General features: G+C 37.9%; 15 protein-coding genes and 1 pseudogene. 5 read left to right on the top strand and 11 right to left on the bottom strand.

The features are described 5' to 3' along the window. Positions 1-11 precede the first annotated feature (11 nt). Complete coding sequence (locus MKY46_RS04580; RefSeq protein ID WP_036125360.1) at positions 12-215, top strand: YlaI family protein; 204 nt, start codon at positions 12-14, stop codon at positions 213-215. 757 nt (positions 216-972) lie between these two features. Here MKY46_RS04580 and MKY46_RS04570 read toward each other — a convergent pair. The 5 genes from MKY46_RS04570 to typA form a co-directional block, all read right to left on the bottom strand. After that, complete coding sequence (locus tag MKY46_RS04570; protein WP_036125362.1) at positions 973-1,767, bottom strand: ABC transporter permease; 795 nt, start codon at positions 1,765-1,767, stop codon at positions 973-975. Then, entirely contained in the window at positions 1,760-2,527 is a 768-nt protein-coding gene (locus MKY46_RS04565) for an ABC transporter ATP-binding protein (protein WP_036125365.1), read from the bottom strand. Before MKY46_RS04565 ends, MKY46_RS04570 begins: the two co-directional genes overlap by 8 nt. A 1-nt stretch (position 2,528) precedes the next feature. Beyond that, complete coding sequence (locus MKY46_RS04560) at positions 2,529-3,521, bottom strand: ABC transporter substrate-binding protein (protein WP_036125367.1); 993 nt, start codon at positions 3,519-3,521, stop codon at positions 2,529-2,531. A 238-nt stretch (positions 3,522-3,759) separates the two neighbouring features. After that, positions 3,760-4,158 (bottom strand): YlaH-like family protein, encoded by a 399-nt coding sequence (locus MKY46_RS04555; protein ID WP_036125369.1) that lies wholly within the window; start codon positions 4,156-4,158, stop codon positions 3,760-3,762. 30 nt (positions 4,159-4,188) lie between these two features. Further along, the gene (gene typA / locus MKY46_RS04550) at positions 4,189-6,033 is read right to left on the bottom strand and encodes a translational GTPase TypA (RefSeq protein WP_036125372.1); all 1,845 of its coding nucleotides are present in this window, start codon (positions 6,031-6,033) and stop codon (positions 4,189-4,191) included. A gap of 138 nt (positions 6,034-6,171) precedes the next feature. Here typA and MKY46_RS04545 point away from each other — a divergent pair, with 138 nt between their 5' ends. Then, the gene (locus tag MKY46_RS04545) at positions 6,172-6,357 is read left to right on the top strand and encodes a DUF5325 family protein (RefSeq protein WP_036125374.1); all 186 of its coding nucleotides are present in this window, start codon (positions 6,172-6,174) and stop codon (positions 6,355-6,357) included. Positions 6,358-6,464: 107 nt separating this feature from the next. Here MKY46_RS04545 and MKY46_RS04540 read toward each other — a convergent pair whose 3' ends face one another. Together MKY46_RS04540 and MKY46_RS04535 are read right to left on the bottom strand one after the other, a co-directional pair. After that, positions 6,465-7,259, bottom strand: coding sequence for an inositol monophosphatase family protein (locus MKY46_RS04540; RefSeq protein ID WP_036125376.1), 795 nt, complete (start codon positions 7,257-7,259; stop codon positions 6,465-6,467). Positions 7,260-7,468: 209 nt separating this feature from the next. Further along, positions 7,469-7,666 (bottom strand): hypothetical protein, encoded by a 198-nt coding sequence (locus MKY46_RS04535; protein ID WP_036125378.1) that lies wholly within the window; start codon positions 7,664-7,666, stop codon positions 7,469-7,471. A gap of 126 nt (positions 7,667-7,792) precedes the next feature. On the opposite strand from MKY46_RS04535, the gene MKY46_RS04530 reads away from it, so the two are divergent. Beyond that, positions 7,793-8,419, top strand: coding sequence for a YktB family protein (locus tag MKY46_RS04530; RefSeq protein ID WP_036125380.1), 627 nt, complete (start codon positions 7,793-7,795; stop codon positions 8,417-8,419). A gap of 112 nt (positions 8,420-8,531) precedes the next feature. Here MKY46_RS04530 and MKY46_RS04525 read toward each other — a convergent pair whose 3' ends face one another. After that, a complete protein-coding gene (locus tag MKY46_RS04525; protein WP_036125382.1) occupies positions 8,532-8,819 on the bottom strand; it encodes a UPF0223 family protein in 288 nt (95 codons plus the stop codon). A gap of 20 nt (positions 8,820-8,839) precedes the next feature. Beyond that, on the bottom strand, positions 8,840-9,799 hold the full coding sequence (locus MKY46_RS04520) for an NAD(P)H-dependent flavin oxidoreductase (protein ID WP_340833804.1): 960 nt from the start codon (positions 9,797-9,799) through the stop codon (positions 8,840-8,842). Positions 9,800-9,942: 143 nt separating this feature from the next. On the opposite strand from MKY46_RS04520, the gene MKY46_RS04515 reads away from it, so the two are divergent. Both MKY46_RS04515 and MKY46_RS04510 read left to right on the top strand, forming a co-directional pair. Further along, the gene (locus tag MKY46_RS04515; protein WP_058843449.1) at positions 9,943-11,412 is read left to right on the top strand and encodes an aminotransferase class I/II-fold pyridoxal phosphate-dependent enzyme; all 1,470 of its coding nucleotides are present in this window, start codon (positions 9,943-9,945) and stop codon (positions 11,410-11,412) included. 263 nt (positions 11,413-11,675) lie between these two features. Beyond that, positions 11,676-12,271, top strand: a pseudogene (locus MKY46_RS04510) (class I SAM-dependent methyltransferase). A gap of 59 nt (positions 12,272-12,330) precedes the next feature. Here the strand turns inward: MKY46_RS04510 and MKY46_RS04505 are convergent. Next, entirely contained in the window at positions 12,331-13,008 is a 678-nt protein-coding gene (locus tag MKY46_RS04505; RefSeq protein WP_036125423.1) for an LrgB family protein, read from the bottom strand. Next, entirely contained in the window at positions 13,001-13,447 is a 447-nt protein-coding gene (locus MKY46_RS04500) for a CidA/LrgA family protein (RefSeq protein WP_051891702.1), read from the bottom strand. The genes MKY46_RS04505 and MKY46_RS04500 overlap by 8 nt, the downstream gene beginning before the upstream one ends. Between the last annotated feature and the right edge of the window lie 123 nt (positions 13,448-13,570).

Raw genomic sequence — 13,570 nt, 5'->3', positions numbered from 1 at the left:
GAGGGAAGGCAATGCGCGTAAAATGCGTTATTTGCGATACGATTGATAATTTAGATGATAATCTGCCTTTAGCAAAGAAGTTACGTAATCGTCCAATTCATACGTATATGTGTACAATTTGTCATGATCGTATTAAAGAAAATACGTTTGCACGAATAGAAACGGGCAATTTCCGTTTTTATCGTACTTCACCTCAAATGGATAAAGAATTTTAACTAAATGACAGATTAAAAAGAGGTGCCTCAACTATAGAGACACCTCTCAGACTGAAGACAAACTCAAAAAAATCGAGCGTTTGCCTTCAGTCTTTTTTCTTTTACTTTCCACTACAGGTGGACGCTTTTCGTGGGCGGAGTCACTGCCATTCGTTCCAATCAACTTTTACATAAAGTACTCCATCTACATGTATTGATGAAAAGTAAACCTTTGTGGTGATAATCCATGAAGCAAACCAATAAACGTGAACAATTAGCGATTGATCCATTAATACCCAAAGTTTACTTAGTATGGATACTAGAGGCTGCTATCGATTGTCGTTTAACTTAGTAGAAAAACTCCCTTCAGCTTATGGACGTCCAAGTATGTTTTCTTACATTTATTCTATTTATCTTTTGCATTGGCTCCATGCCCAAACTATGAAAGAAACCACATTCAATGTGGAATATTACCCAAATAAACCAAATCCTTTGATTTGTATTAAGTGCCCTCGCCTAAGCCTTATTACAATGAACAAAAAGTAATAATCATCAGAAACTCATTCAACGTCCTATCGGGGAATCGTGGTAGCGGAAGTTGAATATTTACAACATCCTTATAATATTAAACAAATCTATGCAAAGCGCAGAGGAACCTTGAAGCATGTCTTTGCGAATGGAAAAAAAGGTATCAAAAATGACAAAAGGAATCGAGAAGTTCACACTCGATTCCTTTTGTCAACAGTCTGAGAAGTACCTCAACTATAGAGAACCTCTTTTATCCGTTATTTTTAATAATTATTTTTTCAACCAATTCAACTACTTGATACATAATGGTCGCAAAAAACGCAATGATCAGAAGCGACATGAGCACAAGGTTAAAATTAAATACTTGGAAGCCATAAATAATTAAATAACCAAGCCCTTTTGAAGCTACTAAAAATTCACCTACAATCACCCCTACCCATGATAAGCCAACATTAACTTTCAAAGTTGAAATAATCGTAGGAAATGAAGCTGGCAAAATTACTTCACGAAAGATTTGCCATCTAGTTGCCCCAAATGTTTGTAAGACCTTACTATAATTTGGATCGACACCTTTGAAGGCTGTATACACAACAATGGTTGTAATAATGATGGAAATCAATGCACCCATGGCGATAATGGAAAAATAGCCTGGTCCGAGCGCAACGATCAAAATAGGGCCGAGCGCAACTTTTGGCATCGCATTTAAAATTACTAAATAAGGGTCGAGAACCTTTGATAGTAGCGGAGACCACCACAATACTATAGCGATTAATGTTCCAAGTAAAGTACCAGCAATAAAACCAATCACCGTCTCCATTAATGTCACACCAACATGTAATGTTAATGTACCATCACTTACTTTTTCAATAAATGTATGCCAAACATGTGTCGGTGAGCTAAATATTAAACGATCAATCCACTCTAGTCTTGAAAGAAGCTCCCACCCACCAAAGAATAGCAGTAGAATGATAAGCTGATATAACCGTACAAAGCGTTTTTCTTTTTTTAGTAATTGCTGATATTGTTTAAATAATGTGTTATCCAAGACTCTCCAGCTCCTTCCAAATGGTTTGGAAAACATCTGTATAGGCTGGATGCTGTCTTACATCAAAGGGTGACAGCTCACGAAGAGCATCAGGTATTTCAAACACTCTGTGCAATGCCCCTGGATTGGCTGAAAATAGAAAGACACGCTCACTCATCGCGATAGCCTCGCCAATATCATGTGTTACAAGAATAGCCGTCTTTTTATACGTTTTTAAGGTCTCCACAACTAAATCCTCAAGCTTTAATTTCGACTGATAATCCAAAGCGGAGAATGGTTCATCTAATAATAATATTTTTGGGTTTACGGCTAATGTGCGAGCAAGAGCCACACGCTGTCGCATACCTCCTGATAATTCTCGTGGATAATTATTCCCGACATGTGGTAAGCCAATTTCCTGCAACAGTGCATTGGCTGTCACTTTATGTGTTTTATTGCTTCGTTCCATAATTTTCAAACCGATTGTTACATTTTCCTCAATGGTCTTCCACGGAAATAAATAATCTTGCTGAAGCATATAGCCAATACTAGATTGATTATGTGCTGATAGCTCTTCACCATCTATATAGACCTTGCCTTCAGTTGCAGGAAATAATCCTGCAATAATTGATAATAATGTTGTTTTCCCACAGCCACTCGGTCCAATAAAGGACACAAATTCTCCTTCACGAATCGCTAGACTAATATCACGTAATACTTCCTTTGCCTGTGTGTTTGAAAAATAACTATGGTGAATGTTCTCCAGCTGTAAAAATTCCATATTACTCAGCAGCCTTTTTGGCAAAGGTTGTATTCACAAGTTTTTCATATTCCACTCGTTGAGGAAGTTCACCTGCTTCCTCCATAATTGTTTGCAAGTTATCCCACTCTCCTTCATCGAGAACTGGGTCAGTAGCATAAGAGCCCTGCGCTTTGTAACGCTCAATCACGGTTTCAATGATCGCTATATCGACATTTTCAAAATATGGCTGAATAATTTTTGCTACTTCTGCTGAACTCTCATTTTGTACAAAATCCTGTGCTCGTTGCAATGCATTTGTAAAAGCCTGAACCGTTTTCGCTTCATCCTTTAAATAACTACTTTTTGCCATAAAAGACGTGTAAGGAAGATTGCCAGACTCCGTTCCAAACGAAGCTACGATATAGCCTTTCCCCTCTTTCTCAAAGACGCTCGCAGTTGGTTCAAATAATTGTACATAGTCACCAGTACCTGAGGCAAAAGCAGTAGCAATATTGGCAAAATCAATATTTTGAATAAGTGTTAAATCATCTCCAGGGTCAATGCCATGTTTTTTCAACACAAATTCTCCTGCCATTTGAGGCATACCGCCTTTACGTTGCCCCAAAAATGTTGAGCCCTTTAATTGATCCCACGAAAAATTATTCATTTTATCTCTTGCTACTAAAAAAGTACCGTCAGTTTGTGTTAACTGTGCAAAATTTTGAATGGGATCATTAGCACCTTGTAAAGTGACATAAATAGATGTCTCTGATCCAACTAAAGCAATATCAATCCCGTCTGACAGTAACGCCGTCATAGTTTTATCGCCACCTGCAATCGTTTGTAGCTCAACAGAAAGACCCTCCTCCTCGAAGAATCCTTTCTCAAGTGCTACATATTGTGGCGCATAGAAAATTGAACGAGTTACTTCTCCTACTTTGACTTTTTCTAGCTCTGCTTTATTACATGCTGTCAAAGAAAGGAGTAACAAAGCAATGACACCTAATAGCAAACCTTTTGTAAGCCCACGCATTCCCTTTCCTCCTTGATGTGATGAAAATAAGCCTATCGACATTAACTTATTCACATTAGAAGATTTCGGTGCCTACCAATTTATTTTGATTTAGCAATTATTTAGCGTCAGGTACATCAAATAATATTTTTGAGAAGGCACTTTTCGAACAAGCTCGAGAATTGATACAAAAGAAAACAGCCTTAGCGTAATAATCGCTAAGACTGTATAAAAATTCTTATTATAAAATACATACTTGTTACTGATTGGTAGCTTGTTGCTCTTCTCTTTTTTCACGCCATAATCTTGTTTTATATACGATTAAAATTAAGGCTGCCACAATCAGACCCTCAATCATTGGCAAGAATAGGGCGAAAAACGTTAGCATGATACAACCTAAAAATAGGAACGCATAAATAATAATGTTTTGAGATAGTTTTAATTTCTTGGCAAAGCCTAACTTATAGACAATGGCAGAAAGTGCAAATACAAGAAGAAATACAACATAGCCTGCAATTTCATAGCTTGGTAAATTTTCGTATAAAAATCTAGTTATACCCGCCATTCTTCCATAAACTCTTGTTGTTTCATCGGAACTTGTCTGTGCAGCAACTTGAATAACATTTAGTTCACCCAATAAAGCGGACTTAATATCCAAGACTCCTCTTCCTTTCATGTCAGCGGAAAATTATTGTTCTGCGTTACGTAATTTTTTCGCTGCTTTCTCACGTTCATTTTTATCAAGAATTTTTTTACGCAGACGAATAGATTCTGGTGTGATTTCTAAGTACTCGTCATCACCTAGGTATTCAAGCGCTTCTTCTAAAGATAAAATACGTGGTTTTTTAATAACATTCGTTTGGTCTTTATTTGCTGAACGGATGTTTGTTTTTTGTTTCATTTTTGTGATGTTTACAGTGATATCAGCGTCACGAGTATTTTCTCCAACGATCATACCTTCGTAAATATCTGTACCTGGCTCCAAGAACAGTGTACCACGGTCTTCAATTTGCATCATCCCATAAGTTGTTGATTTACCAGTTTCCATTGAAACTAGTACACCTTGGTGACGTCCACCAATTTTACCTGGTAGTAATGGTTGGTAGCAATCAAACGTATGGTTGATGATACCGAAACCTTTTGTCATCGACATGAATTCAGTAGTATAACCAATTAAACCACGAGCTGGCACTAAGAACGTTAAACGAACTTGACCACTGCCGTTGTTCACCATATCAAGCATTTCACCTTTACGTGCACCAATTGATTCAATAATTGAACCAACATTTTCTTCTGGTACATCGATTTGAACACGTTCGAATGGCTCACATTTTACGCCGTCGATTTCACGCACGATTACTTGCGGTTTAGATACTTGTAATTCGAAACCTTCACGACGCATATTTTCAATAAGAATTGATAGATGAAGCTCACCACGACCTGAAACTGTCCAAGCATCTGGAGAATCAGTATCTTCAACACGTAAAGATACGTCCGTTTGTAATTGAGCACGTAAACGCTCTTCTACTTTACGAGAAGTAACCCATTTCCCTTCACGACCTGCGAATGGCGAATTGTTTACTAAAAATGTCATTTGTAAAGTCGGCTCATCAATACGTAATGGTGTAAGCGCTTCTTGGTGTTCAACAGGACAAACTGTTTCACCAACGTTGATATCTTCCATACCTGAAACGGCGATTAAATCACCAGCTTTTGCTGTCTCTACTTCTTCACGTTTTAAACCGAAGAAACCAAAGATTTTCGTTACACGGAAGTTTTTCACTGTACCGTCTAATTTCATCAGTGCAACTTGTTGACCTACAGAAATTGTTCCACGGAATACACGACCAATTCCGATACGTCCAACGAAGTCATTATAGTCAAGTAGAGCTACTTGGAATTGTAATGGATCTTCTGAGTTATCTACTGGTGCTGGAATAGCCTCGATCACTTTTTCGAATAGACATTTCATATTTTCTTCTTGTTTAGATGGATCTGCGTCCAAAGAAGCTGTACCATTTACACCTGAAGCATAGACAACAGGGAAATCTAATTGATCGTCATCTGCACCTAACTCGATAAATAATTCAAGCACTTCATCCACTACTTCTAGTGGACGAGCTGAATCTTTGTCTACTTTATTAACAACAACGATTGGTGTTAAGCGTTGTTCTAATGCTTTTTTCAGTACGAAACGTGTTTGAGGCATACAACCTTCATACGCATCGACAACTAGTAAAACGCCGTCTACCATTTTTAAAATACGTTCTACCTCACCACCGAAGTCAGCGTGTCCAGGCGTATCAAGGATGTTGATACGAGTTCCTTCATAGTTTACTGCTGTATTTTTAGCTAAAATCGTAATACCACGTTCGCGTTCAATATCATTAGAGTCCATTGCACGTTCTTCAACACGTTCGTTTGAACGGAATGTACCTGATTGTTTTAGTAATTGGTCGACTAAGGTAGTTTTACCATGGTCAACGTGGGCGATAATTGCGATATTGCGAAGATCTTGACGTAAGTTTGTCATTATTCCACTCCATATTCTTTTTTCGAATGTTTAACTGTGATATTATAGCACAAGAAGGATAGAAATGTCCTTATTAGAATTTCCATCATTCTAAAAAATATATTTGATTTACAAATTTTTTATATAGGAGGCTAGGCTATGAATCGTGCAAAAATCGTAATGGCTATCTATGCATTAGCAGCTGTACTAGCAATGTGCTCTATCGGCTATTCTGTTGCGGCTAGTAGTGTATTTGGTGCAATAGCAGGTATTGTGGCAACTTGTGTCATTTTCATGACAGCCTTTAAAATGAAGCGTAAACTACGTACACAAGGCTTACTTTAATCAAGTATGCCTTGGCAGATGTTAATTTAGCTGGTTGAAAACCCACTGAAAAAATAAGCAATCAACATGAAAAGGAGCTGTCTAGTTACTAGACGGCTCCTTTTTATTTAATCGTACGGCACAATATATTTTTCTAATAATTCTTTATGGATGGAAGGATTGGCGATGATAAAAGTATCTTGATGGAGGAAATCAAAGCCTTCTCCATGTAAATTTGTTGCAACTGCCCCAACCTCCTGAGCAATGATGGTTCCGCCTGCAATATCCCATGGTGCTAGTCGCATGGAGACATATGCATCTAGTTTGCCACTAACAACAAAGGCAATTTCCATTGCCGCTGACCCGTAGGATCGTGTACCACGCACTTTGCGAACCATTTCTATCACCTTTTCATGGTGGATATGTCGATTGGGTGCCACCCAATGTGCATTAATGCCTATGACCGACTCCTCCATTGAGACAGACTGTAGTTTACGCAATGGTGAATCATTATACCATGCCCCTTGACCTTCAATGGCATTAAATAAATCCTCTCGCATGACATCAAATATGTACCCTAACTTTCCAACACCATTTACAAAAATACCGATAGAAATCATAAAATGACGATGTTGTTTGACGAAATTCATCGTGCCATCAATCGGATCAATAATCCAGACAACACCATCTAATGATTCGACCTTTTCGCCCATTCCTTCTTCCCCTAAAATTTTATGGGTTGGATCAAAAGCTTTAATTTGCTCGATAAAAAATAATTCGGTCTCTCGGTCAATATTGGTAACGAGATCATTTGCACCTGATTTTGTCTCAATAACTAGATTATACGAAAAAGCCTCTCGAATACGTCTTCCAGCTTCAAAAATGATACTTTTTGCAAATTCATCTATTTGTTGTAAATGCACTCAAAACCCACCCTTCGAATATAAGAAAAGGCTCTCTCGCTCTCTTTATGCTCCTCATACCTTTTCCATCACTTAACCATTTGTTTCGACTATAAAAAAACAGAGGACTGCAATTTGATATAATTTCTATTTTACCCTTTGTCACAATAAAAATCACCTGCTGTCGGAATATTCAGCAAGTGATTTTTTAAATTGGTATTAAATTTTGATTACGCATAGGCGTGCAAGCTTTCAAGTTCCATCTGTATTTCAGCCAGACGTTTTTTACTTTTTTCAATTTCAATATCATTTTTTTCATTCATCGCCTCAAAGAGTGATGCTAATTCATAATCTAATTCTAATTGTAAAATGTGTTCATATTGCTTTTCAATGTCAACTTTACGTATAATTTTTACGATAGGTTTCATAAAAAACACTTCCTTTTTTAATTTTTTTTACAAAAACTTTTTTATTTCGATAAAGTTCTTGTTATAAGATTTTTTCCCAAAATCAGCGTAAAATAAACCTTATAAAACGAAAGGAGTAAAATAAAATTGCCAAAAACAAAGTGGACAAACAAAGACTTTAATGTTTTTACAATAGACGGTTTAGAACAAAGAATGGATGCTTTAACTTCCCTTGTACGTCCAAAATTCAATCAGCTAGGAGAAGACTTTTCTGCTTATTTCTCTAGCCAACTAGGTGAAGAATTCTTCCCTCATGTTGCCAAACATGCTCGAAGAACTGTCAACCCACCAAAGGATAGTTGGGTTGCCTTCGCTCCCTATAAAAGAGGTTATAAATCATTGCCTCACTTTCAGATTGGTCTATGGCACACACATTTATTCATCGTCTTAGCTATTATTTATGAAGCACCGCAAAAAAATGTTATGGCTGAGCGTTTACTTGCCCATAAATCTTTATTGGAGCAACTTCCTACTGATTTTATTGTGTCAGGTGATCATATGTCCCCTGAGGCCATTTCTCTCGAAGAGGCAAAAGAAGACAAGCTTGAAGCATTGCTTATACGACTGCGAGATGTCAAAAAAGGTGAGTTCTTGGTTGGTCGTCACATTCCAAAAGAGCAAGCGACAAAGCTAACAGCTAGCGAGTTACAACAATTAACAGAGGAAACATTTAATCGCTTACTTCCTCTTTACAACGTCATTGTTGGAAAATAGTTTTACTTAGATTCATTTAATGATGATTTTTATTGATGTAGTTTATGCAAAATGTCGTTTTTTAACACAAAAAATTAAAAAAATGGATGTGAGTTGTGCTCACATCCATTTTTTATCGCCCGTTTTTAGGGACAATTTTTATAAGCATCCCATCTTCAGCTTCCTTGGTCTGTTTGACGACAGGATAGCTAATATAGCCACTTGCCTCTTCGAATTCTCGAAAAATTGTTTTTTCCTCTGCTTGAGATGGAACAATCTCTTTAAAGCGACGATATTTAGCCAGCATGACTTCACGCTTGATGCCCTTTTCATAAGCTTTCTCAATTCCTTCAAAGAATTGAACGACATCCACAATTTCCTCTGTGGACCAATCAGTTGAAAACGGATAAGAATATTCCATTCGACAAAACCACCTTTATGTTATTGCCCCCATTTTAACCGGATACTTTCAGCTTCTGCAACCATTCGATTGATGAGTTCCGCTACGGTTGGGATATCGTGAATCATTCCTGTCACTTGACCAGCCCAGCCAAAGCCTTCATTTTGATTGCCATCGTAAATAAAACGCTTATTGGCTGAACCACTGATATAATCTTTTAAAGCCTCATATGTTGGTGTTTTTTCCTCAATTTCTAAAATCTTTGTCGTAAACTCATTACGTAAAGCTCGTGCTGGCGCGCCGATAGAACGCTTAATAATCGTCGTATCAGCCTCCATACTAGCAAGCAGAGCCTCTTTATAAGCTTCTGATGCATCGACACATTCTTTTGTGGCAATAAAGCGTGTGCCCATTTCAATGCCTTCAGCTCCCAATGCGTGTGCAGCTAGCCAACCACGCCCATCACCAATGCCTCCAGAAGCAATGACTGGAATTTTCACACTATCAACCACTTGAGGAACTAGCACCATTGTGCCAACGTCATCTCGCCCAAGATGACCTCCCCCCTCTTGACCAACAACCATCACAGCATCTGCTCCTAGTTGTTCAGCTTTTTGGGCTTGTCTACGAGCAGCTACAAGTACCAATTTTTTGATAGCTGTTCCTTTTAGCAACTCAAAAATAGGTGCTGGGTTTCCTCCAGTCATCGTAATAACTGGTACTTCTTCCTCAACTGCAACGCGCACCATCTCCTCAAAGCCTATACCATGCAGACCAATCGCAAAGTTTACGCCAAACGGTTTATCTGTTAATGTTCGGACTTTCTGGATCTCTGCTCGTAATAAATCAGGATCTCGTAAGCTCATGGCTGTTATTTGCCCTAGACCGCCAGCATTCGATACAGCTGCCGCTAAATCAGCATATGCTAAATAGGCTAACCCTCCTTGAATAATGGGGTATTTAACCTGCAAAAGCTCCGTCACACGTGTATTCCAATTCATAGTACCTCCCCTTTCGTTCGATACTAATTTCTCTTTATCCTGAAAAAAACCTTTTATTTTTATGAAAAGTCTATTTTTTCGTGCCGTTAGGTGCTATAATTCATTTGTTTTCTTAGATATTATAAAGTGAGGTGGTACCTGCGTTGTCACAACTAGAGACTCCATTGTTCGACGTATTACTTAAACATCGGAACAGACATCCAATTCAATTCCATATTCCAGGCCATAAGAAAGGGCAAGGGATGGACCCTGCTTTCCGAGAATTCGTCGGCGACAACGTTTTATCAATTGATTTAATTAATATTGCTCCACTAGACGATTTACATTCACCAAAGGGTGCTATTAAAGAAGCACAAAGCCTTGCAGCTGAAGCCTTTGGTGCTGATCATACATTCTTTTCCGTTCAAGGTACTAGTGGCGCCATCATGACGATGATTCTGACCGTCGTCGGCCCAGGTGATAAGATTCTAGTGCCACGGAATGTTCATAAATCTATTATGTCGGCGATTGTATTCGCTGGTGCAATTCCAATTTTTATTCACCCAGAAGTCGACAGTGAATATGGAATTTCTCATGGCATATCGCCTGAAGCTGTCGAAAAAGCGTTGAATGCTTATCCAGACACAAAAGCTGTACTTGTTATTAATCCAACTTATTTTGGCTTTACAGCTGATTTAAAGCGCATTGTCGAAATCGCTCATGATCGTCAGATTCCAGTAGTCGTAGACGAAGCACATGGTGTACACATAAAATTCCATGATGACCTACCGTATTCAGCAATGGAGGCAGGTGCAGATATGGCAGCAACAAGTGTACACAAGCTCGGTGGCTCCATGACGCAAACTTCCATTTTAAATGTCCGTGAAGGTCTTGTTTCAGCGAAACGTGTACAAGCTGTCTTTTCCATGCTAACAACGACATCGACTTCATATCCATTACTCGCTTCGCTTGACACAGCTCGTCGCCAGCTAGCCATTCATGGATATGATTTAATCGACGATGCATTGCGTTTAGCAAAAGATGCGCGTAAACGCATCAATCAAATAGCGCATTTAAAGTGTGCAGGTAAGGAAAAATTACATTCATCGGCGACCTATGATATGGACCCATTAAAACTGCTTATCAGTGTAAAAGATTTAGGTATTTCTGGGCATAGAGCTGAGGAATGGTTACGATATAATGCCAATATTGAAGTGGAACTGTCTGACCTTTACAATATTTTATGTTTAGTGACATTGGGAGATACGAAAAAAGAAATTAATCTTTTAGTAAATGCACTCACTCGTATGTCAAAAGCATTCGATTCTGAAGCGGCTATCACAGAAGCTGTAGTGAATGTACCAGAAATCCCAGCTCTTGCCATGTCACCACGTGATGCCTTTTATGCCGATACAGAAGTCGTTCCTCTTGCAGAAGCAGATAACTGTATTTGTGCAGAATTTATTATGGTCTATCCTCCTGGAATTCCGATTTTTATTCCCGGGGAAATAATTACACAAGAAAATATTCATTATATTCAAATGAATATTGAAGCAGGTTTACCAGTACAAGGACCCGAGGATACAACATTGAAAACAATTCGGGTAATAAAAGAACGAAAACCTATTTTTTAAAAATTAAAAGCTAGTTCTTCATTGTGAAGAGCTAGCTTTTTCATTATCTCTAAAACACTCAAGTGAGCTTTGCTATGCTTGGATATCATTGCTGCTTTAGAAATTTCTCTTTACCTGTCCCAATCATTATTAATTACATAATAAATGGTACTTGAATATTACTTAAGAATTTATGATTTGCTTTTTGAAGCTTTCAACTAATAAGCTAAAAATTAGAATAAGCAATCTATATTATTTACAATATAAAAAAGGGAGTGAACTAAATGAATACTTGGGATCAACGTTTTCAAGGAGCAGAATACGTTTATGGCGAACAACCTAATGCCTTTATTAAAGATTATGTATATTATTCGAAAGATTACCTAATATCGCCGCCTATGCAGAGGGTGAAGGACGTAATGCTGTTTTTTTAGCCACAGCTGGACATACGGTTACTGCCTATGATTATGCACAGAGTGGTCTTCAAAAAACTGAACAATTAGCACTGAAGCATCAAGTGACAGTTCAAACTAAGCTAGCCGATTTACTGCTGGATGAGCTTCCCGTTAATAAATATGATGCGGCCATTATGGTATTTGGACATTTTCCAGCAAAGCAACAACAAACGGTCATACAAAAGATTATCGATTCAGTCAAACCAGGAGGGCGAATTATGATGGAGTTATATTCCATTTATCAGCTCCCTTATGCTTCAGGTGGTCCACAGCAACTCGACTTTTTATATAACCCTTTAGATGTCCTCCAATGGTGTCAAGTATATAAAATTATCCACTTTTTTACAGGTGAGCAAATTCGACATGAAGGAATGCTACACACTGGGCTAGCCCATACGATTCAATTGATTATTGAAAAAAGCTAAAGAGGTTGTCTCAAATAGTTTTTGAGACAACTCTTTTTTTGCACAAAGCGACAATTGGATTATAAAAATAAATAAACAAATAAAGGACAGAAAAATGCCCCAATAACAGCCGTTAAGCCCATCGATAATGAACCAACTGATAATTCCTGTTCCCCATATTCTCTTAATTTTACAAGACCTACACCATGTGAGGCACTGCCTACAGCCACACCTCTACTAACAGCAGAGTTGATTTTGCCATATTTAATAACGAATGGTCCAATAATAGCCCCTACAAACCCTGCAATCATCACAAAAACAGCAGTTAGAGGCGGGATACCTCCAATCGTTTCGCTTACCTGCATCCCAACAGGCGTGGTTAATGATTTAGGTAAGGCCGTCAGCATCCAGCTAGACTTTACACCAATCCATTTTAGTAATACAAAAATTGTCATTAAGCCTGTAATCATACCGATGAAAAGTCCTGATAAAATAGAATACTTATATTTTATAATAATAGCTCGTTGATTATAGAGAGGATAGGCAAGTGCGACAACTGCTGGTCCAAGCATTTTCTGAAGCCATTCTCCACCTCTCATATATGTTGCATATGGAATATCGAATATAAGTAAAATCATCACACTGACCACTGTAGTAGTGACCAAGGGGATCATGATGGGATGTGGAAATCGCTGATAAAACTTTGTGAACAATACAAACATAATGACGGTACTTAGGACAACAATTGCTTCAATCAACCGTTAACTCTCCCTTCCCTTCATCAACAGTGGTTTCCGTACCTTCTTTTTTCGCCAATTCTTTTTTCTCAATGATTTGTGTCAGTAAACCCGTGACATAAATAGAGATTAATGTACTAGCAATAACGGCTAAAATAATCAACAGGCCAGTGACTGACATGAGTTCTGGATAATCAATAACACCTACCGTTGCTGGTATGAAAAACAATGTTAACATACCAATTAAAAAACTGGCACCGTCTTGAATATATTCCACCTTAATGATTTTAAAAATGAGTGAAAGTGCTAATAATAGTAATCCAATAACACTTCCTGGAAGAGGTATGTGTAAATATGTTACTATTCCCACCCCCATGTAATAAAAAATCGTCAGTATGCCAATTTGAGCAATGATACGAATAACTCGCAACAATAGCGCAGCAAAATTTTCGTTCAACATTTCGCCACTTTTCACCCCCTATATCGTTCATTCTACATCTGCAAGAATTTTCTGTCTATTATAATTTTAGGAAAATAATATAAAAAAAGAAAGCGGATGGCTTTCTTCTTTTAATTAAGAGAA

It is taken from the genome of Lysinibacillus sp. FSL M8-0355 (assembly GCF_038008985.1).
GTDB lineage: Bacteria > Bacillota > Bacilli > Bacillales_A > Planococcaceae > Lysinibacillus > Lysinibacillus fusiformis_D.
Note: the sequence above shows the minus strand (reverse complement) of the source record. Positions and strands in the feature narration are given on the sequence as shown.

Bases quoted from the DNA above. Each gene is read 5' to 3' on its own strand.
- MKY46_RS04500 (WP_051891702.1), bottom strand. From the start codon at position 13,447: ATGTTGAACGAAAATTTTGCTGCGCTATTGTTGCGAGTTATTCGTATC.
- MKY46_RS04580 (WP_036125360.1), top strand. From the start codon at position 12: ATGCGCGTAAAATGCGTTATTTGCGATACGATTGATAATTTAGATGAT.
- typA (WP_036125372.1), bottom strand. From the start codon at position 6,033: ATGACAAACTTACGTCAAGATCTTCGCAATATCGCAATTATCGCCCAC.
- MKY46_RS04560 (WP_036125367.1), bottom strand. From the start codon at position 3,521: ATGCGTGGGCTTACAAAAGGTTTGCTATTAGGTGTCATTGCTTTGTTA.
- MKY46_RS04520 (WP_340833804.1), bottom strand. From the start codon at position 9,799: ATGAATTGGAATACACGTGTGACGGAGCTTTTGCAGGTTAAATACCCC.
- MKY46_RS04545 (WP_036125374.1), top strand. From the start codon at position 6,172: ATGAATCGTGCAAAAATCGTAATGGCTATCTATGCATTAGCAGCTGTA.
- MKY46_RS04535 (WP_036125378.1), bottom strand. From the start codon at position 7,666: ATGAAACCTATCGTAAAAATTATACGTAAAGTTGACATTGAAAAGCAA.
- MKY46_RS04525 (WP_036125382.1), bottom strand. From the start codon at position 8,819: ATGGAATATTCTTATCCGTTTTCAACTGATTGGTCCACAGAGGAAATT.
- MKY46_RS04565 (WP_036125365.1), bottom strand. From the start codon at position 2,527: ATGGAATTTTTACAGCTGGAGAACATTCACCATAGTTATTTTTCAAAC.